This is a genomic window from Pseudomonadota bacterium (assembly GCA_016195085.1).
Classification (GTDB): domain Bacteria; phylum Pseudomonadota; class Alphaproteobacteria; order SHVZ01; family SHVZ01; genus JACQAG01.
Genome location: JACQAG010000055.1, coordinates 114008 through 134328, shown reverse-complemented (window position 1 = coordinate 134328; position 20321 = coordinate 114008). Strand labels below are relative to the sequence as shown.

Annotated in this window: 17 protein-coding genes and 3 tRNA genes; 14 read left to right on the top strand and 6 right to left on the bottom strand. The window is 65.4% G+C overall.

Going from position 1 to position 20321, the window contains the following annotated elements; all coding sequences use genetic code 11:
* Position 1: 1 nt before the first annotated feature.
* Positions 2 to 988 (bottom strand): ABC transporter permease, encoded by a 987-nt coding sequence (locus HY058_16680; GenBank protein MBI3498932.1) that lies wholly within the window; start codon positions 986 to 988, stop codon positions 2 to 4.
* 96 nt (positions 989 to 1084) lie between these two features.
* Entirely contained in the window at positions 1085 to 3028 is a 1944-nt protein-coding gene (locus tag HY058_16675; protein MBI3498931.1) for an ABC transporter substrate-binding protein, read from the bottom strand.
* 496 nt (positions 3029 to 3524) lie between these two features.
* On the opposite strand from HY058_16675, the gene HY058_16670 reads away from it, so the two are divergent.
* Together HY058_16670 and HY058_16665 are read left to right on the top strand one after the other, a co-directional pair.
* Positions 3525 to 4577, top strand: coding sequence for an alcohol dehydrogenase catalytic domain-containing protein (locus HY058_16670; protein ID MBI3498930.1), 1053 nt, complete (start codon positions 3525 to 3527; stop codon positions 4575 to 4577).
* Positions 4578 to 4630: 53 nt separating this feature from the next.
* Positions 4631 to 5155: a cyclic nucleotide-binding domain-containing protein gene (locus tag HY058_16665; protein ID MBI3498929.1), complete on the top strand. Its 525-nt coding sequence runs from the start codon at positions 4631 to 4633 to the stop codon at positions 5153 to 5155.
* A 109-nt stretch (positions 5156 to 5264) separates the two neighbouring features.
* Here the strand turns inward: HY058_16665 and HY058_16660 are convergent, their stop codons facing one another.
* The 3 genes from HY058_16660 to HY058_16650 all read right to left on the bottom strand — a co-directional run bounded on the left by HY058_16660 (position 5265) and on the right by HY058_16650 (position 8478).
* Positions 5265 to 6170, bottom strand: coding sequence for an ABC transporter substrate-binding protein (locus tag HY058_16660; GenBank protein ID MBI3498928.1), 906 nt, complete (start codon positions 6168 to 6170; stop codon positions 5265 to 5267).
* Between the two features lie 78 nt (positions 6171 to 6248).
* Positions 6249 to 7232, bottom strand: a complete 984-nt coding sequence (locus HY058_16655; protein MBI3498927.1) for an ABC transporter substrate-binding protein — start codon at positions 7230 to 7232, stop codon at positions 6249 to 6251.
* Positions 7233 to 7602: 370 nt separating this feature from the next.
* A complete protein-coding gene (locus tag HY058_16650) occupies positions 7603 to 8478 on the bottom strand; it encodes a fumarylacetoacetate hydrolase family protein (protein MBI3498926.1) in 876 nt (291 codons plus the stop codon).
* Positions 8479 to 8546: 68 nt separating this feature from the next.
* Here HY058_16650 and HY058_16645 point away from each other — a divergent pair, with 68 nt between their 5' ends.
* Positions 8547 to 10046: an NAD(P)H-hydrate dehydratase gene (locus HY058_16645; GenBank protein MBI3498925.1), complete on the top strand. Its 1500-nt coding sequence runs from the start codon at positions 8547 to 8549 to the stop codon at positions 10044 to 10046.
* Here HY058_16645 and HY058_16640 read toward each other — a convergent pair.
* On the bottom strand, positions 10013 to 11101 hold the full coding sequence (locus tag HY058_16640) for a HupE/UreJ family protein (protein MBI3498924.1): 1089 nt from the start codon (positions 11099 to 11101) through the stop codon (positions 10013 to 10015). The genes HY058_16645 and HY058_16640 overlap by 34 nt on opposite strands.
* Before the next feature lie 185 nt (positions 11102 to 11286).
* Between HY058_16640 and HY058_16635 the strand changes: the two genes are divergently transcribed.
* From HY058_16635 to HY058_16585, 11 genes are all read left to right on the top strand, one after another.
* A tRNA-Leu gene (locus HY058_16635) sits at positions 11287 to 11371 on the top strand.
* 54 nt (positions 11372 to 11425) lie between these two features.
* Complete coding sequence (locus HY058_16630; protein MBI3498923.1) at positions 11426 to 12820, top strand: trigger factor; 1395 nt, start codon at positions 11426 to 11428, stop codon at positions 12818 to 12820.
* 235 nt (positions 12821 to 13055) lie between these two features.
* Entirely contained in the window at positions 13056 to 13697 is a 642-nt protein-coding gene (clpP, locus tag HY058_16625; GenBank protein MBI3498922.1) for an ATP-dependent Clp endopeptidase proteolytic subunit ClpP, read from the top strand.
* A gap of 169 nt (positions 13698 to 13866) precedes the next feature.
* Complete coding sequence (gene clpX / locus HY058_16620) at positions 13867 to 15132, top strand: ATP-dependent Clp protease ATP-binding subunit ClpX (GenBank protein ID MBI3498921.1); 1266 nt, start codon at positions 13867 to 13869, stop codon at positions 15130 to 15132.
* A gap of 152 nt (positions 15133 to 15284) precedes the next feature.
* The gene (gene lon, locus HY058_16615) at positions 15285 to 17696 is read left to right on the top strand and encodes an endopeptidase La (protein ID MBI3498920.1); all 2412 of its coding nucleotides are present in this window, start codon (positions 15285 to 15287) and stop codon (positions 17694 to 17696) included.
* 256 nt (positions 17697 to 17952) lie between these two features.
* A complete protein-coding gene (locus HY058_16610; protein ID MBI3498919.1) occupies positions 17953 to 18225 on the top strand; it encodes an HU family DNA-binding protein in 273 nt (90 codons plus the stop codon).
* Positions 18226 to 18325: 100 nt separating this feature from the next.
* A tRNA-Val gene (locus HY058_16605) sits at positions 18326 to 18400 on the top strand.
* Between the two features lie 74 nt (positions 18401 to 18474).
* Positions 18475 to 18551 (top strand) — tRNA-Asp (locus HY058_16600).
* Between the two features lie 248 nt (positions 18552 to 18799).
* Positions 18800 to 19165 carry an NADH-quinone oxidoreductase subunit A gene (locus HY058_16595; GenBank protein ID MBI3498918.1) on the top strand — a complete coding sequence of 122 codons (366 nt, stop codon included), beginning with the start codon at positions 18800 to 18802 and terminating at the stop codon, positions 19163 to 19165.
* Positions 19156 to 19710, top strand: a complete 555-nt coding sequence (locus HY058_16590; GenBank protein ID MBI3498917.1) for an NADH-quinone oxidoreductase subunit B — start codon at positions 19156 to 19158, stop codon at positions 19708 to 19710. Before HY058_16595 ends, HY058_16590 begins: the two co-directional genes overlap by 10 nt.
* The gene (locus tag HY058_16585) at positions 19710 to 20315 is read left to right on the top strand and encodes an NADH-quinone oxidoreductase subunit C (GenBank protein ID MBI3498916.1); all 606 of its coding nucleotides are present in this window, start codon (positions 19710 to 19712) and stop codon (positions 20313 to 20315) included. Before HY058_16590 ends, HY058_16585 begins: the two co-directional genes overlap by 1 nt.
* Positions 20316 to 20321: the final 6 nt, after the last annotated feature.

Sequence of the window (20321 nt, the reverse complement as noted above, 5' to 3'; positions counted from 1 at the left end):
CTCAGCCACCCAACCGGATGCGGGGATCGAGCCAGACGAGCAGGATGTCGGACAGCAGGGTGCCGATGATCGTCAGGAAGCAGTAGATCAGCAGGATCGCGCCGGCCAGGTACATGTCCTGGTTGACCAGGGCGCGCAGCAGCAGCGGCCCAATGTTCGGCAGGTTCATCACGGTCGCGACGATCAGGCTGCCGGAGAACAAGGCCGGCAGGTACCAGCCGATGGTGCTGACCAGCGGATTGAAGGCGAGCCGCACGGGATAGCGCAGCACCACCCGCCATTCGTTCAGGCCCTTGGCGCGCGCGGTCATGACATAGGGCTTGTTCAATTCGTCGAGCAGGTTGGCGCGCATCACGCGGGTCAGCCGCGCCGTGCCGGCGATCGCCAGCACCAAGGCTGGCAACCAGATGTGCTTGAGCAAATCGACGACTTTGGCGCCGCTCCAGGGCGCCCCGGCGAACTCGGAGGAGAATAGCCCGGTGATGCCGATGTCGAAATAGGCGAAGGCGAGCCACATCAGGATCAACGCCAGCATGAAGTTGGGCGTGGCGACGCCGACATAGTTGAACACTGCCAGCACGTAATCGACGATCGAACGCTGATGCGTGGCGGAATAGATCCCGGCCGGGATCGCGATCACCCAGGTCAGAACGAAGGAAAACAGGGCGAGGGCGATGGTCAGGAACAGCTGCTCGCCGATCAGGTCGGCATTCGGCCGCTGATATTCCAGCGACAGGCCGAGATTGCCGGTGAGCAGGTTCTGCACCCACTTGAGGTATTGGATGATCAGCGGCTGATCGAGGCCGTACTGGTGGCGCAGCGCGTCGATGTGCTCGGCGCTCATCGAGCTGCCCGATGCGGCCAAAGTCGCCACGTACGACGTCAGGAAATCGCCGGGTGGCGCCTGCACGATCGCGAACACCATGATCGAGAAGAAGAACAGCAGAACCGGCAGCAGCAGCAGGCGCTGGAGGATATAGGCGATCATCGGGGGTCAGCCGGACGCAAACCCTGCCCTCCACCCTCCCCTTCCAGCAAGGGGAGGGGGAAGAGAGCCGGAAGCCGATTCGACTCGCTCAACTGCTCACCGGGCGAGGAAGAACTGCTCGGTGCGCGCGTTGCCGGGACTGCGCAGCGGCCAGTCGTTGCCCAGCGTGGTCGGGATGTTGCGCATCTTGGCGTTGGCCACCACCACGCCCTGCACCATCGGCGTCAGGCCGATGATGCCGACCTCGTAGAGGTTGTCGACCCAGACGCGGAACAGCTCCTGGGCAGCCTTGACCTGCTCGTCGGGGCCGACGGTGCGCGCCAGGTCGACGAGCTCGAGCAGACGCTTCACCGGCGGTGGCGGCTCGACGCCTTCCTTGCCCTTGGTAGCGAGCCACTTCGTATAGAGCGGGCCGAGCGTCAGGATCACCGCATTGCGCACGTCCATCTTGGCGTTGCCGGTGAAGGGGAAGGCGGAGGTGTCCTCGTTCCAGATCTCGGTCATCAGCTCGTTCGCGTCGCGCATCGTGAAGTGCAGCGCCCGCTCGCGGATCTGCACCACGGACTTGATGCCGACTTTCTCCCAGTCGCGGGCGATCAGCTGGGCGACGTCTGGCCAGGCGCCGAACGCCGGCACGACGCTGATCTCGATGGTCGCCGGCTTGCCGTTCGGCAACAGGCGGATGCCCGCGGCGTCGCGCTTGGTCAGGCCGATCTGGTCGAGCAGCTTGTTCGCCTCATCCGGCTTGAACTCGGTGTACTTCTTCGCCCACTCGTCGCCCGGGAAGTAGGGATGCCACGGCGCCGGGATGCCCTGGCGCGCCTCGCCCAGCCCGAGGAAGGCCGATTCCTTGATCTGGTCGCGGTTGATCGCATAGGACATGGCGACCCGAAACTCCTTGGTCGCCATCAGCTTTCCCATCTCGGGGTCGGCCGTGTAGGTCTGGTTGAACATGAGCACGGCGTCGGCGCCGCCGAACGTCGGCCAAGTGATGACCCGGTACTTGCCGGTGCGCTCCTGGTCCTTGAAGACCGGGTAGTTGGTCATCACGATGTGGCGTTCCTGCATGTCGAAGTCACCGGCGATCGCCGCCAGGTTCAGCGCCTGGGTGTCGGCGAAGTAGGTGAAGCGCACGCTGTCGAGATAGGGCAGCTGGTTACCCTCCGGATCAACGCCGATGTAGTAGGGGTTGCGGCGCAGCGTGAACACCGGGTCGCTGATCCGGCTCTCGGAGACCCACGCCGCCATCGACGGCCGGTCGGGATTCTCCGGCGGTTGGGACCGGGTCGCGAACAGCTCGCCCCAAGTCTTGAAGCCGGCGGCCTGCACCAGCTTGTCGACCTCTTCCTTGGGCGTGTAGCTGGGGTGGAAACGCTTCAGGTAGTGCGCCGGCTGGAACATCGCATAGCCGCGGTCGGCGCCGTCCGCGTTCGCGAGCGCGGTCAAGAACAGGGTCGCTGGTTCCTTGTAGGTGAAGCGAACCGTGTAGGTGTCGGTCTTTTCCACCAGCGCCGGCGAGCCATCGGCATTGCGGATCCACGGCGGCGGCGCGGGCATGAGGTCGCGGTTCAGCGCGATGTCCTTGTACCAGAAGACGATATCGTCCGCGGTGAAGGGCGCGCCGTCGGACCAGCGCGAGCCCTTGCGCAAGGTGATCGTCCACTGCTTGTAGTCGGCCGACGGCTGGGCTCCGGCGGCGAGCTTCGGCTCGATCTTGGCGCCGTCCGGTGAGAAGCGGAACAGCGAGTCGTAGACGACCCGAACATAATTGTTGGCATCGGCCGGGCCGAGGAAAGCGCGGCGCCACACGCCGCCATACTGCCCGGCGCGTTCGACGACCGGCACCACGAGGGGTTGTTCGGGCAGCCGGGCGTCGACCGCGGGGAGCTTGCCGGCCTTGACCTCCTCTGCGAGCGCCGGCGACTCTTTGTACTTGGTCTGCGCCCAGGCCGAGCCGACCAGCACGGTTCCCGCCAGCAACAAGCCGCTCGCCAGCGCCGCAAACACGATCAGCGCCGGCTTCCTTGCGATGAGTTTCATATCGTCCCTCCCATGCCGCACTTTTCTTCGAGGTTCCCGGCAGGCACCATGACCGTGCCGCGAGCCGAACCACGGGGTTTATCGACCGACAGACCCCGTCCGGCCGGTCCCCTTGCCATCGGCCCATGATGGCGTAGCTGGTCGTCGCTGAGAAGCGCCTAATGCCACCGGCTCAGGGCAATCGGGTGAACGAGCTACGTAACAAGCGGCCGACATGTCGCTGATGCGGGCAGCGGGAAGTGTGAAAGAGGAAGAACGGCCCGGGCCCCACCCTCATGCAGCGCGTTGTATCTCACGGGCCGCCTCGAGGACTCGCCGGAAAGCTGGCTCCGGCGCGAGGAACATGGTTCGATAAGTGCTCAGGAAGGGTCGCCTGCAGCTTGAGCGGTCCTACCAGTGCCGGGCGACTCCCAACGGCATCGCAGCGGCTCGACCGGCGGCGGCCGGCCGTGACGGCGACGGGCTGGAGCCGAGCGTCGCCATCGAGGAGGCATTCATGCTCAGCTACCAGGTGACGGATTTCGGCAAGCCGCTGGCACGCGTGGCGGTGGAGACGCCCAGGCCCAAGGGCACCGAGGTGCTGGTGCGGGTCAAGGCCTGCGGGGTCTGCCATTCCGATCTGCATTTGGCCGACGGCTACTACGATCTCGGCCGCGGCAAGCAGATGACGCTCTCCGATCGCGGCATCAAGCTGCCGCTCACCCTCGGCCATGAGGTGGTGGGCACGGTGGCAGCGCTCGGACCGGAGGCGAGGGGTGTCGAACCCGGGGCCGTGCGCCTGGTCTATCCTTGGCTCGGCTGCGGCGCCTGCGCGCCCTGCCGGGCCGAAGAAGAGAACCTCTGCGTCGCCGGACAGTCGATCGGCGTCTTCCGTCCCGGCGGCTACAGCGACCATCTCATTGTGCCGCACCCGAAATACCTCGTCGACATCGACGGGATCGATCCGGCTTTGGCGGCCACCTATGCCTGCTCGGGTGTGACTGCCTTCAGCGCTTTGAAGAAGATCGGCCCGACCTTGCCGGGCGACTGGGTGGCGATCCTGGGCTTGGGCGGGGTCGGCTTGGCTGCCGTCCACATCGCGCCGGCGCTGCTCGGCGCTCCCGTCATCGGCATCGATCTGGAGGAGGCGAAGCTCGCCGCCGCCCGTGCGGCGGGCATTCGCCAGACTGTCAATGCCGGCGAGAGCGATGCGGCGAAGCGGCTGCGTGGGCTCGCCGGCAATCGGCTGATGGCGGTCGTGGATTTCGTCGGCTCGGCGGCAAGCGCCAAGCTGGCGCTCGATGCCCTGACCAAGGGCGGCCGCTACATCGTCGTCGGCTTGTTCGGGGGCGAGATCACGCTGCCGCTGGTCTCGCTGCCGTTGAAGGCGCTGACCTTGCGCGGCTCCTATGTCGGCAGCCTGCCGGAGCTGAAAGAGCTCATCGGCCTGGTCAAGGCGGGCAAGATCAAGCCGATCCCGGTGGCGTCCCGTCCCCTCGAGGATGCCAACGCGGCCTTGGCCGATCTCCGCGCCGGCCGCATCATCGGCCGCCAGGTGCTGGCGCCGTAGCAATGGCCAGGACAGGACCGTCCCGTTCCAACAGGCGCGCGCACCCTAAGGAGGTGAGGAGACTCTTCAAGAGCCACAGTGTCATCTTCAAGGAAGGCGACAAGGGCGACGCTGCCTATCTGATCCGCTCCGGCAAGGTGGCGATCGCGAAGGATACCGCCGACGGACCCGTCATTCTTGCCACGATCGGCAAGAGGTCGATATTCGGCGAGATGGCGCTGATCGACGGCTCGCCGCGCATGGCCTCCGCGATCGCCGCCGAAAATACGATTTGCACCGTCATCGACCCGGGGCAGATCAAAGGCCAGCTCGCCGTCCTCACGCCGAGCGCGCGCGACAGCTTCGAGGCGATGATCCGCTATGTCCGCGGCACGTTGCCTTGGGAGCAGCGTTGCAGGACTTCGGAGTCGGCAGCCGAGTCGAAGGACGACCTCGCCATGCGTCGGCTGCTGCCGTCGCCGGATGCGCCGGTGCCCCTGGACTTCCTGGACCCGATCCTGAGGGTCCTCTACGTGCTGCTGCTGGACTATGTGCGGCGCCGGCTGCCGCAGCCGACTTCGTCAACCGGACGCGGGTGAGCGCAAGGCGACCGCACCGGGCGCTTCGCTCGTCAATCCGACGACGTCAAATGTCGCCACCGGCAGGCTCAAAAGATGGGCCGAGCGATCTCAGACGGTGGCGCGAACCTCACTCGATCACCTCGTCGGCGCGCGACAGGATCGATTGCGGAACGGTCAGGCCGAGCGCTTTGGCGGTCTTGAGGTTGATCACCAGCTCGAACGTGGTCGGCTGCTGGACCGGCAGATCGGCCGGCTTGGCGCCCTTGAGGATCCGTCCGGCGTAAATGCCGGCTTGGCGATAGGCGGCCGTAACGCTTGGTCCATAGCTCATCAGGTCGCCTATAGCGGCGTATTCACGAAACGCATAGATTGCCGGCAGCGCATGGCGCGATGCCAACGCCACGAGCTGCTCGCGCCTGCCGGTGAAGAATGCATTGGAATCGATGACGATCGCGCCGGCATGCCGCTGGACGAGCGTCGCGAAGGCCGCATCGATTTCGCTTTCGTTGCTGGCGTTCAGGATCAAGAGCTGCGCTCCCTTGGCGCGCGCTCCTTCCTGCACCTCTGCAATGATACGCTCATAACTAGGACCGGTCGGATTCACGAGCAGGGCGATCACGCGGACTGACTGCACCAGCTCGGACAGCAGCTCGAACCGTTTGGGAGTCAGCTCGGCTGCGATGATGCTGACGCCCGTGACGTTACCGCCCGGCCGGGCGAGACTAGCGACCAAGCCGTCCCCGACCGGATCGCCAGAGCTGGTGAAGACGATCGGGATCGTCGAAGTTGCGTATTTAGCAGCACGTGCTGGACCGGAGCCGCCGCTTGCCACGATCAAATCGACCTTGCGGCCGACGAGATCGGCGGCCAACGCGGGTAGCCGATCGTATTTGCCTTCCGCCCAACGGTATTCGATCGTTAGATTTTGTCCTTCGACGTAGCCGGCTTCGCTCAGTCCCTGGCGGACCGCGGCCGCATTATTCTCTTGAAAGGCGTCGGGCGAGTTGCCGTTGAGGTAGCCGATCACCGGCATCGCCTTCTGCTGGGGCGTGAATGGCAACCGGCCAAGCACTGAACGCACCGCTCAGTGTTGCGATGAATTCCCGCCGCCTCATTCGATCACCTCGTCGGCGCGGGCGAGCAATGACGCCGGGGCTTCAAAGCCGATCGACTTGGCGGTCTTCAGGTTGAGGACGAAGCGAAAGAGCGTCGGCTGTTCGAATGGCAATACCGCGGGGTTCGCTCCTTTGAGAATGCGATCCACGAGGTCTCCAGCGCGGTCGAAACTTTCGTCCTGATCCGGACCATATGACATCAAGCCGCCGTCGCTGACGAGGGAGGCAAACTCATAGATGGCCGGCAGCCGATGCGCCGCAGCGAATTCGAAAACCCGCTTTCGGTTGAGAATGGTGAGCGAGTCGGTGACCATGAGGATCGCGTCCGGCATGTCACTCTTCATTGCCCCGAACGCCTGGTCGAAATCGTCAGGCGCGCGCACACCCAATGGCTGGACGCTGACACCCAGTGCCTGGGCGCCTGCTTCCGACGCCCGATACCGCAGCGTCATTCCGAGGTCGTCGGCATTCCACAGCACCGCCACCCGACGCAGGCTGGGCGCAAACTGTTTCAGTAGCTCCAACCGCTTGGGCGTGAGCTCCGCCGACACGTCCGAGATGCCGGTAATATGGCCGCCGGGCCGCGCCAAGCTGTCGGCCAGTCCGGTACCGACAGGATCGCCTGCGGCGACCGCCACAACCGGTAGAGCGCTCCCCTGCTTGGCGGCGAACGCCGACGGATAGCCGGAGGTGACGATGACATCGACCTTGCTTGCCACGAGCTCCGTGACGAGCTGCGGCAGGCGGTCCAAGTGTCCTTCCGCTCCGCGACGTTCGAATGCCAAATTTTGACCAAGCGCATAGCCGCGCCGAGCGAGGCCGCGGATGAGTGGCGCCCCGGAGGGGCTGTTGTCAGCGATTGGCGCCCCGGCGCTGAGCAACCCGACGCGAAAGACTTTAGCTGGCATCTGAGCGCGCGCGGGCAGCGACCACGCCAGCGCGGCTCCGCCCAAAAGCGTGATGAGATCGCGCCGGTTCAACGACGCTCGGACGACGGACAAACGATCCGGCTTGGTCGTCTCTGTCGGGCGATGCATTGCACGTCCCCCCAGCGGTCGGTCTATTGCCGCTGTATCGTGGCTGCACGCTTAAGGGAAAACGCTAGCATCAATTTTGGTCAAATGCTGTGAACTTGTTCACAAGGGTTTTAGAAGCGCCGGTCGCATCATCGGTCGCCAGGGGCTGACGCCTTAGCTCGCGGCACTGGCCTGAGGACGTAGATGCGCGGGTCAAGCCCGCGCATGACGAGTACAATTGTCATGCCCCGGGGAGGTTCGAGGAGGGGGTGATCCTCACCCCCTCCTAAAGCCCACCCCAGCTTGTTCCGGGCATCCACGCCTTGCGGCCGGACTAAAGCGCCGCGCTTCCCGCCGGCTCGTCGATGATCGGGTTGGAGATGTGGCCGATGCCTTCGATCTCCACCGTCACCAGGTCGCCGGGTTTGAGGTAGCGGGGCGGCGAGAAGCCATGGCCAACCCCCTTGGGCGTGCCGGTGGTGACGATGTCGCCCGGCTCCAAGGTCATGGCTTGGCTCAGGATCTCCACCAGGCGCCAGCAGTCGAAGATCATGTCGGCGGTGTTGCCGTCCTGGCGCGTCTCGCCATTGACGGTGGTGCGGATGCGAAGCCTGTGCGGATCCTCGAGCTCGTCGGACGTCACCAGCCAGGGGCCGATCGGCCCGCATGTGTCGAAGGACTTTGCCGGCACGATCTGCTCGGTCAGCGCCACCCATTCGCGCACGGTCACGTCGTTGGCGACGAGATAGCCCGCGACCACCTCGCGGGCCCGGCTACGGGGCACATGGCGGCAGCGCCGTCCGATGACGAAGGCGAGCTCGCCTTCATAGTCGAGGCTATCGGAGACAAGCGGCCGCCAAACCGGATCGCGGGGGCCGACGATGGCGCTCGCCATCTTGGCGAAGGTCGAGGGAAATGCCGGTATCGGCTTCTTCAGCTCGGCAATGTGGTCGCGGTAGTTGAGGCCGACGGCGAGGAATTTGCCGGGACGCGGGATCGGCGGCCTCAGCCGAACGGAGTCGAGCGCCAGCCGCCGGTCCGCGCCCTTGGCTGCCGCCCTGACCGCGGCCATGGCTTGCCCGCCGCCGGCGAGCAGCCCGATCAGCGTCTTCGGCAGAGCCGGATCGGCGGCGGCGAGGTCGATGAGACCGCCCTCATCGACGACCCCCAGCCGGTCGCCGCCGCCATCGTCGAAATTCGCCAGCCGCATGCAGAGCATCCTCCCTTGAGCGCAGTGTTGTATGTTGCACAGTCCTGCCGGCAGCCAACCATAAGATTATGACGATCTCGGCTTCATCGGTCGGCGAAGCAGCGCTGCTCTCGGTGGCCGAGATGGTTCGGGCGGACCAAATCACCATCGAGCACGGAACCTCCGGCGATGCGCTGATGGAGCGTGCCGGGGCGGGGGTGGCGGAAGCCATCCGCCGGGGATGGTCGCCGAGGCCGACGCTGATCCTCTGCGGCCCCGGCAACAATGGCGGCGACGGCTTGGTGGTGGCACGGCATCTCATGAGCTCGGACTGGCCGGTTCGGGTGGCGTTGCTGGAGCCACCGGAGCGCCTCAAGGGCGAGGCCCGGCGCAATCTCGAGCGTTGGGACGGTCCGCTCGCGAGGCTCGGAGCGGACTCGCTCGCCGGCGCGGAGCTGGTGGTGGATGCGCTGTTCGGCGCCGGCCTCGCGCGACCGCTGGGCGGCCTCGCTAAGGATGTGGTCGAACGGCTCGCCGGAGGGCCGCCGGTGGTGGCGATCGACGTGCCGAGCGGCATCAAGGGCGATACCGGCGAGATCCTCGGCGCGGCCCCTCGTGCGGCACTTACCGTCAGCTTCTTTCGCCGCAAGCCCGGCCATCTCATGCTGCCGGGACGCCTCCATTGCGGCGTCGTCGAGATCGTCGACATCGGCATCGCCGCGTCGGTCCTGTCGGATATTCGGCCGCAGATTTTCGCCAATGCGCCGTCGCTCTGGCTTTGCCGGTTTCCGTGGCCAGCGCTGGACGCGCACAAATATGCGCGCGGCCATGCGCTGGTGCGGGGCGGCAGCGTCCTCACGGGTGCGGCGCGCTTGGCGGCCTTGGCCGCGCGCCGCATCGGCGCCGGGCTGGTGAGCCTGGCGGCACCCTCGCGACTGCAGCCGATCTATACCGCCGACCAGCCGGGCACGCTCTTTCATCCCGTCGACAGCATCGAGGAGCTGGTCCAGCGCCTGGCGGACCGACGCATCACCGCGATGCTGGTGGGTCCGGGCAATGGCGTCGGCCCGGATACCGAGGCGGCGGTGACGGCGGCGCTGGCGACCGGGCGCGCGGCGGTCATCGATGCCGATGCGCTCACCGTTTTCGCCGGCCGCGCCGGCGAGCTCGCGGGCATGATCCGAGGACCGGCGGTGCTCACCCCCCACGAGGGCGAGTTCCAGCGGCTGTTCCCGGAGCCCGGCGATAAGCTCACCCGCGCCCGCAAGGCCGCCGACGCGCTGGGCGCGGTGATCCTCTTGAAAGGGCCGGACACGGTGATCGCCGAGCCCGGCGGGCGCGCCGCCATCAACGAGAACGCGCCGCCCAGCTTGGCCACGGCCGGCACCGGCGACGTGCTGGCGGGGATGGTGGTGGGGCTGTTGGCGGCAGGCATGCCGGCATTCGAGGCGGCGTGCGCCGCGACATGGCTGCATGGCGAGGCGGCGCGGGAATTCGGCCAGGGTCTCATCGCCGAAGATCTGCTGGCGACCTTGCCAACTGTGCTGACGACACTTCACGCCCAGAGCGTGCGCTCGACGATCCAATAGAGGCCGAGGGCGGCGATGACGGCGGAGGCGGCGTAGACGACGGTGGCGCTCCGCTGTGGCTGGGCGTCGGCGGCGGCGATGAGCCGGTCCAGAGCCGCCAGGACCGGCATCGCCACGGCGACGATGGCGAGCTGGCCGAACTCGACGCCGATGTTGAAGGTGGCGAGCGACAGGGGGATCGCCGAGCCGGGCAGGCCCACTTCCTTCAGCGCGCCGGCGAAGCCGAAGCCGTGGATCAGGCCGAGCACCAGGGCGTAGAGCCATTTGCGGTCGATGGCGCGCGAACGAAAATTCTCGGCTGCGGCAATGACGATGGTGACGGCGATCAACGGTTCGACGATCGAGGGCGAGATCTCGAGGATGCCGAGAGTGGCCAGCGCCAAGGTGGTCGAATGGGCGAGCGTGAATGCGGTCACGATTTTCACCACCGGCCAAGGGCGCCTGGCCCAGAGCAGCATGGCGAGAATGAAGGCGATGTGATCGTAGCCGGTCAGCACATGCTCGATGCCGAGGCCGACATAGCTCTCCGCCACCTCCCAGGCGCCGGGGGGCGCGTTGGTCAGCATCGCCTCGGTGTGCTGGGCGTCGAGCAAAGGGAGCTGGCGTTCCTCATTGCCGATGCTGACCACGATCGCCTGGCGTCCGGCCGGATCGATCGTCGGCATCACCGTCGAGGTGAGCACCAGGCCATCCTCGGCCTTGCTGCAGTCGAAGACGATCTGCGCCAGGAGCCCGCTTTCGAAATCCGGCCCGAGCAGCGGCGGACCCTGCTCGCAGACGGCCCCGTTGCCGCCGCGAATGGCGAGATGCTGGCCGAAGTAGCGAGCAAGCGCGGCGGCGGCCGCATCCAGCTTGTCGGGATCGACCAGCCCGGAGCCGGGATCAATCAGGTCGCGGCTGGCCATGCGTGCCGCATCGGTCCCGTAGATGCCGAGATCGGCGGTGACCTTCGGCAGCTCGACGGTCAGATAGATGGTGGAGAGGTTGAGCTGGTGGGCCGAAGCGGCCTGGATCAGGCCGAGAAAACCGAGGCAACTGTAGAGCCAGGCGCGCATGGAACGAGGTCTCACAGGGTCCGCTTTGGAACTGACTATCGCACGCCCGCGGCGAGCACGTGGGTACGGCAAGACTGCACTATGATTCCAGAGGCAAGGCAACCATCGACGGGGCCGAAAGCCTGTGTTACAAGCTCGCGCCTCTCGCCACCGGAAGCTGCCGAGCGCCTGGCGGGGCGGCTATTGCGGGCGTGGTGGAATTGGTAGACACGCCAGATTTAGGTTCTGGTGGCGCAAGCCTTGGGGGTTCGAGTCCCTTCGCCCGCACCAGCGCTCTCATGTCTCCGCTCTCGAACTCATGCTGATATTGGACGGTTTTGCGCCATGAATGTTACCGAGACCCATGCCGAGGGATTGAACCGCACCTTCACCGTGGTGGTCCCGGCCGATACCATCGACCAGCAGATGTCGACCCGGCTCTCCGAGCTCGCCGGCGCGGTGCGCCTGCCCGGCTTCAGGCCCGGCAAGGTGCCCTTGAGCCTGGTCAAGAAGCGCTACGGGCCGCAGGTCATGGGCGAGGTGCTGGAGCAGACCGTGCGCGAGACCTCGCAGGCGGCCTTGAGCGAGCGCGGGCTGCGCTCCGCCGGCCGGCCGAAGATCGAGATCGACGAGTTCGCCGAAGGCAAGGATCTCAAATACACATTGGCGATCGAGCTCATGCCCGAGATCGAGCCGATCGACTTCTCGGGCCTGTCCTTGGAGCGGCTGACGGTGGCGGTGGACGACGCCCAGGTCGAGGCCGAGCTGAAGCGCATTGCCGAGCGCAACCGCGGCAGCCAGCCCTTGGCCGAACCGCGCCCGGCCAAGTCCGACGACCTGGTGATGATCGACTTCGTCGGCCGCATCGACGGCAAAGAGTTCGAGGGCGGGGCCGCGAACGACTACGAGCTGGGCCTGGGCTCCAAGAGCTTCGTGCCGGGCTTCGAGGATCAGCTCATCGGCGCCGCTTCCGGCGAAAGCCGTGCCGTCACCATCCAGTTTCCCGCCGAATATGCGGCCAAGGATCTCGCCGGCAAGACTGCGGTCTTCCAGGTGACGGTGAAGGAGATTCGCGAGCTGGGGCCGCTCAAGCTCGATGACGAGCTCGCCAAGTCCGTGGGCGCCGACAATCTCGACGGGCTGAAGCGCATGCTGCGCGAGCGGCTGGAGCGGCACTACCAGCAGATGGCGCGCATGCGCCTCAAGCGGAAGCTCTTGGACGTGCTCGCCGAGAAGCATGACTTCCCGGTTCCGGCCGGCATGGTCGGCGCGGAATACGACAGCATCGTCGAGCAGGTGACCCGGGGCACCGATTCGGCCGCTGCGGCCGAGAGCGCCGTTCAGGCGAGCCCCGGGGATGCCGGCACGCCTCCGGCGGAACCGGCGGCCCCGGCAGCGCCCCAGCTCAGCGACACCGAGCAGGCGGATTTCCGCCAGATCGCCCAGCGCCGGGTCAGGCTCGGCCTGCTCCTCTCCGAGGTTGGGCGCCGGAACAATATCCAGGTCAGTGAAGAAGAGATGCGCAGAGCGCTAGCCCAGGCGGCAAGCCGCAATGCCGGCCGGGAGCGCGAAGTCATCGAGTTCTACCAGAACCACCCCGATGCCATGGCCGCGTTGCGTGCGCCGCTCTATGAGGAGAAGGTCGTCGACTTCATCCTGGAGATGGCGCAGGTAAGCGAGCGCAGCGTCGCCATCGATGAGCTCATGAAGGAAGAAGAGGCGGCGGAGCCGGCCGCCTGAGGCTTTTGAGTGACGCCCGGCCGGATTCGGTGGCGCTGGGGCCGGTAGCCATCGGTTAACGACTCCGACCTAGAGTAGGTTGGTCGGGGAAGCCGAGCGTGGCAAGCATGGGCCTGCCCGGGGAGGGGGTGGTCCCCACCCCCTCCCAAAGTCCACCCCGGGGGAGGGGCTCGCTTTTTGCCTGCCTGATACCTACTTGACTGTCCCGACGACGCAAAGGACTCGAGCCCGACCCATGAGCACCTTGTTCGAGCCGACGATGAACACCCTGGTCCCGATGGTGGTGGAGCAAACTCCAAGGGGTGAACGTGCCTACGATATCTATTCGAGGTTGCTGAAGGAGCGCATCATTTTCATTGTCGGGCCCATAAACGATGCAGTTTCGAGCCTGGTCTGCGCCCAGCTGTTGTTTTTGGAGGCGGAGAACCCGAACAAGGAGATCTCGCTTTACGTCAATTCCCCAGGGGGCATCGTGACCTCGGGTTTGGCGATCTACGACACCATGCAGTATGTCCGCCCCGATATCGCCACAATGTGCATAGGCCAGGCGGCCTCGGCGGCTTCGCTCTTGCTGACGGCCGGGGCCAAGGGCAAGCGATTCTCGCTGCCCAACAGCCGGATCATGGTGCATCAGCCCTCCGGCGGCGCCCAGGGGCAGGCGACGGATATCGAGATCCAGGCCAGAGAGATCATTGCGACGCGCAAGCGGTTGAACGAGATCTATGCCCATCACACGGGACAGAAGATCGAGGTGATCGAGGACGCGATGGAGCGTGACAAGTTCATGTCGCCCGAAGACGCCAAGGCATTCGGCCTGATCGATGAAGTGGTGACGCGTCGCCCGCCGCGCGAGGGCATGGACAAGGCGGCGGCTTAGGGTTGCGGGGGGCGCCCCGCCGCCGCCGCAGGGCGGCGCGTGGTGCGGTTCTTGCATGACGTTGAGGCACGGGGACACAAGAGCGGGATCGGGCTTTTACTTGTTGTCCCTCAGCAAAGGCGCCGCGTAACATGATATGCGCGGCGAAGGTACGAGGAACCGAGCGATCATGAGCAAATCCGGCGGTGGCGACGCCAAGAATACTCTCTATTGCTCGTTCTGCGGCAAGAGCCAGCACGAAGTGCGGAAGCTCATTGCCGGGCCGACCGTGTTCATTTGTGACGAATGTGTCGAGCTCTGCATGGATATTATCCGTGAAGAGCACAAGACCACGCTGGTCAAGTCACGCGATGGGGTTCCGACCCCAAAGGACATCTGCAAGGTCCTGGACGACTATGTGATTGGCCAGGACCATGCCAAGCGCGTTCTGTCGGTGGCGGTGCATAACCATTATAAGCGCCTCGCCCATGGCGCAAAGAGCAGCGACGTCGAGCTGGCGAAATCCAACATTCTCCTAGTCGGGCCGACCGGCTGCGGCAAGACGCTGCTCGCCCAGACGCTGGCGCGCATCATCGACGTGCCCTTCACCATGGCGGACGCCACGACCTTGACCGAGGCCGGCTATGTCGGCGAGGACGTGGAGAACATCATCCTCAAGCTGCTGCAGGCGGCCGACTACAATGTCGAGCGGGCGCAGCGCGGCATCGTCTACATCGACGAGGTCGACAAGATCAGCCGCAAATCGGACAACCCCTCGATCACCCGCGACGTGTCGGGCGAGGGCGTGCAGCAGGCGCTGCTGAAGATCATGGAAGGCACCATCGCCTCGGTGCCGCCCCAGGGCGGGCGCAAGCATCCGCAGCAGGAGTTCCTGCAGGTCGACACCACCAACATCCTGTTCATCTGCGGCGGTGCCTTCGCCGGGCTGGAGAAGATCATCGCCGCGCGCCAGAAGGGCACCTCGATCGGCTTCGGCGCCGATGTGCGCGGGCCCGACGAGCGGCGCACCGGCGTCATCCTCAAGGATGTCGAGCCGGAGGATCTGCTGAAGTTCGGGCTCATTCCCGAGTTCATCGGCCGGCTGCCGGTGGTCGCCACCCTCGAGGATCTGGACGAGCAGGCACTCATGGACATCCTGACCAAGCCGAAGAACGCGCTGGTCAAGCAGTACCAGCGTTTGTTCGAGATGGAGGATGTGCGGCTCGACTTCCAGGACGAGGCCTTGCGCTCGATCTCGAAGAAGGCGCTCCACCGCAGGACCGGCGCGCGCGGGCTGCGCTCGATCATGGAAGGGATCCTCTTGGATCCCATGTTCGAGCTGCCTGGCTTGAGCGGCGTCGAGCGGATCGTCATCAACCGCGAAGTGGTCGAAAGCGGCTCGAAGCCGCTCTACGTTCATTCCGAGCGACGCGAAGACGAGAACGCGACGGCCTGACCGGTGCATGGGGAGGAACACCGCTTAGGGGAGCCGGGCCTGACGCCAGACCTTGAACGAAGGCGACGGCAGGCCACCTGATATGGTGTAGCAAGACCTGGTCCTTCGTTGGCCATTGACGGCGGCGGAGGGCCCGGGTGAGAGAAGGACCCATGCAAGAAGTTTCGCGCGGTACGCTTTATCCAGTCCTGCCCCTGCGTGACATCGTCGTTTTCCCGCACATGATCGTGCCGCTCTTCGTCGGGCGCGAGAAGTCGGTCAAAGCGCTCGAAGACGTCATGAAGGACGACAAGCAGATCCTGCTGGTCACCCAGAAGAACGCTTCCCAGGACGAGCCCGGCACCGACGACATCTATTCCTGCGGCACCATCGGTACCGTGCTGCAACTCCTCAGGCTGCCCGACAACACGGTCAAGGTGCTGGTGGAGGGCGTGCGCCGCGCCCGCATTCTGAGCTACGCCGACAATCCGGAGTTCTTCGAGGCGACGGCCGAGGCCTTGCCCGAGACGGAAGGCGACGGGCAGGAGCTGGAGGCCCTCAGCCGCGCGGTGGTCTCGCAGTTCGAGCAGTACATCAAGCTCAACAAGAAGATCCCGCCCGAGGTGCTGGTCTCGATCAACCAGATCGAGGATGCGAGCAAGCTCGCCGATACGGTCGCCGCCCATCTCAACCTGAAGATCGCCGACAAGCAGGCGTTGCTCGAGATCGCGACTGTGTCCGAGCGGCTGGAGCGGGTCTATGCCTTCATGGAAGGCGAGATCGGCGTGCTCCAGGTCGAAAAGCGCATCCGCAACCGCGTCAAGCGGCAGATGGAGAAGACCCAGCGCGAGTATTACCTGAACGAGCAGCTGAAGGCGATCGAGAAGGAGCTGGGCGCGGGCGAGGAGGGCCGCGACGAGACGGCCGAGCTCGAGGAGCGCATCAACAAGACCAAGCTATCGAAGGAAGCGCGCGAGAAGGCGCTGGGCGAGGTCAAGAAGCTCAAGACCATGAGCCCGATGTCGGCGGAAGCGACCGTGGTGCGCAACTACCTCGATTGGCTCTTGTCGATCCCATGGAAGAACCGCACCAAGACCAGGCGCGACCTGCGCGCCGCCGACAAGGTGCTGGAGGCCGATCACTTCGGCCTGGAAAAGGTGAAGGAGCGGATCCTCGAATACCTCGCGGTCAATGTCCGCATGGGCAAGATGAAGGGAGCGATCCTGTGCCTGGTGGGTCCCCCCGGCGTCGGCAAGACCTCGCTCGGCAAGTCGATCGCCAGGGCCACTGGCCGCAACTTCGTGCGCATGTCCTTGGGCGGCGTGCGCGACGAGGCGGAGATCCGCGGCCACCGGCGCACCTATATCGGCTCGATGCCCGGCAAGGTGATCCAGGGCATGAAGAAGGCGAAGTCGTCCAATCCGCTGTTCCTCTTGGACGAGGTCGACAAGATGGGCAGCGACTGGCGCGGCGACCCGTCCTCGGCCTTGCTCGAGGTCTTGGATCCGGAGCAGAATTCCACCTTCAACGACCACTATCTCGAGGTCGACTACGACCTGTCGGACGTGATGTTCGTCACCACGGCGAACACGCTCAGGATGCCGCAGCCGCTGCTCGACCGTATGGAGATCATCCGCATCCCCGGCTACACCGAGGATGAGAAGGTGGAGATCGCCAAGCGGCACCTGATTCCCAAACAGATCAAGGCGCACGGGCTGAAGAAGGGCGAGTGGTCGATCTCCGACGAGGCGCTCCGCGATATCATCCGCTACTACACGCGCGAAGCCGGCGTGCGCAACCTGGAGCGCGAGATCGCCAATCTCGCGCGCAAGGCGGTCAAGGACATCATGCTGGCGAAGCCGGGCAAGAAGGCCCAGCCGGTCCGGGTGACGCCGCGAACGCTCGGCAAGTATGCCGGCGTCAGGCGGTTCCGCTACGGCGAGGCCGAGGATGCAGACATGGTGGGTGTCACCACCGGTCTCGCCTGGACCGAGGTCGGCGGCGAGCTCTTGACCATCGAAGCGGTGACGGTGCCCGGCAAGGGCCGGGTGACCGCGACCGGCAAATTGGGCGACGTGATGAAGGAATCGGTGCAGGCGGCGGAGAGCTACGTCAAGAGCCGCTCCATCGAATTCGGCATCAAGCCGACCCTGTTCGAGAAGAGGGACATCCACGTGCACGTGCCGGAAGGCGCGACGCCGAAAGACGGTCCCTCGGCCGGTGTCGCCATGGTGACCTCAATCGTCTCGGTCTTGACCGGCATCACGGTCAAGCGCGACGTGGCGATGACCGGCGAGGTCACCTTGCGCGGCCGGGTGTTGCCGATCGGCGGCTTGAAGGAGAAGCTGCTAGCGGCGCTGCGCGGCGGCCTCACGACCGTTCTCATTCCCAAGGAGAACGAGAAGGACCTTGCCGAGATCCCCGACAACGTCAAGCGCGGGCTCAACCTCATAACGGTGGCGACCGTCGACGACGTGCTGAAGAACGCGCTGACGCAGCCGCTGACCCCGATCAAGTGGGAAGAGCCGGAGGTAAAGGCGCCGGCGCCCGCAGCAGAAGGCGAGCACGGCGTCGTCACCCACTGAGGCCAACGCCGTCCGCTTGGCAATAATGACGCCCGCTCCGGCCAGGCCGGGGCGGGCGTTGTCGTTCATCTCCATCCCCCACGCGTTGTCATTCGTGCGCGTTGCGCATGCGAGAATGCTGCGCAACATGTCGAGAATGCCCGATATCCCGTGCTTTGGGCGATTGACGGCGCCGTTAACCGCGATCTAGAGTTCGCAGGCCGCCAGTCATCTGACCCATGATTGGGGCCTTTCCATTCTCGATCAGGGGGCGCAAGTGAATAAGAACGACCTCGTGGCTTCGGTCTCGGAGAGCAGCGGACTGTCGAAGGCAGATGCCGCGAAGGCGGTCGATGCCGTCTTCGGCCAGATCACCGTCGCGCTCAAGGGCGGCAAGGAGGTTCGGTTGGTCGGCTTCGGCACTTTCCATGTGAGCAAGCGCGCGGCGAGCGAAGGTCGCAACCCGCGGACGGGGGCGAAGATCAAGATCCCCGCCTCCAAGCAAGCGAAGTTCAAGGCCGGCAAGGGTCTGAAGGAAGCCATCAACTAGCAAGCACGAACCCGACGGATTTCTGGATGCCGGCGGCCCGGGCGGTCGCCGGCATCGGCATTTGTGGGTTATGCTTGGTTAACCCGGCTTCGGCCCAGGCGGGCGATTAGCTCAGCGGTAGAGCGCCTCGTTTACACCGAGGATGTCGGCGGTTCGATCCCGTCATCGCCCACCATCCTTGCCGCCCCGCCATCCTTGACACCATGGGGCCGAAACAGTATCTGAGGCGGGCTCGCGATGCGCGCCTAGGCGGGCGTAGCTCAGTTGGTTAGAGCGCCGGCCTGTCACGCCGGAGGCCGCGGGTTCAAGTCCCGTCGCTCGCGCCATCGCGAAATTCGATCCCGACCATCAGATTCGCTGGGTGCGCCGCCGCAGGACGGCACCCGATCGGACATGGTCAGCAGTGCCGCCAATGAGGCCTCGCAGCGGCTTTTTTTCGCGGCGCACCAAGATTATAGTAGCGCCGGCCCGGGTCGGGCGGGGGCGCCGACCGGGCTTGCTGCGCTGCGTCGTCGTCGTCGGCGCGACGGTCGTCGGCCACTCGTGAACCGCCAGCCCCCGAGATACCGGACGCATGGACCCGCTGCTCAGAGATTACCTGCCAATCCTGATCTTCCTCGGGCTCGCCATCGCCATCGCCGGGGGCGCGATCGTGGCCTCGCTGGTGCTTGCCCGCCAGCATCCTGATCCGGAGAAGCTTTCGCCCTATGAATGCGGGTTCGATGCCTTCGAGGATGCCCGCTCCAAGTTCGATGTGCGCTTCTACCTGGTGGCGATCTTGTTCATCATTTTCGACCTCGAGGTGGCGTTCCTGTTTCCTTGGGCCGTCGCGCTCAGCGACATCGGGGTCTTCGGCTTCTGGTCGATGGTGGCGTTCTTGGGCGTGCTCACCGTCGGCTTCGTCTACGAGTGGAAGAAGGGAGCGTTGGAATGGGAATGACCGTGGTCAATCCCGCCGCCTCGGGCGCGCTGCTTCCGCCCGGGCTTGAGCAGGACGCCTTGCTGAAGGCGGCAACCGAGGAGCTGACCGACAAGGGCTTCATCGTCGCCCAGCTCGACAAGCTCGTCGGCTGGGCACGCACCGGCTCGCTCTGGCCGATGACCTTCGGGCTCGCCTGCTGCGCGGTCGAGATGATGCACACGGCGTGCTCGCGCTACGATCTCGATCGCTTCGGCATCGTCTTTCGTCCGAGCCCGAGGCAGTCGGACGTGATGATCGTCGCCGGCACGCTCTGCAACAAGATGGCGCCGGCCTTGCGCAAGGTCTACGACCAGATGGCGGAGCCGCGCTGGGTGCTCTCGATGGGTAGCTGCGCCAACGGCGGCGGCTACTATCACTATTCCTATTCGGTGGTGCGCGGCTGCGATCGCATCGTGCCGGTGGATGTCTACGTGCCGGGCTGTCCGCCCACGGCCGAGGCGCTGCTCTACGGCATTCTGCAATTGCAGAAGAAGATCAAGCGCACCACGACGATTGCGCGCTGATGACGCCGGCCCAACTCAAAGAGCTCGGCGACCACGTCCTGGGCCAGCTCCCGATGGAAACGACGGCCTGCGCGCTCGCCGGTGACGAGCTGGTGCTGTGGGCAAAGCCGGAGGCGATCGTCAGGGTGCTGACCGTGCTCCGCGACGACGCCAAGTGCCTTTTCAAGATGCTGGTCGACATCTGCGGGGTCGACTATCCCGAGCGCCCGGAGCGCTTCGAGGTCGTCTACAACCTCTTGAGCCTGAAGCACAATCAGCGCATCCGGGTGAAGCTCAGGGCGAATGAGGACACACCCGTGCCCTCCGCCACTGCCGTCTTCAGGTCCGCCGGCTGGTATGAGCGCGAGGTGTGGGATCTTTACGGCGTCTACTTCAGCGATCACCCCGATCTGCGCCGGATCCTGACCGATTACGGCTTCGACGGCCACCCCTTGCGCAAGGATTTTCCGCTGACCGGCCTCGTCGAGCTCCGCTACGACAACGAGCAGAAGCGCGTCGTTTACGACAAGGTGAAGCTGAGCCAGGAGTTCCGCAGCTTCGACTTCCTGTCGCCTTGGGAAGGCATGATCCACCTGCCGGGCGACGAGAAGGCGGGCAAGGCATGAGCGATA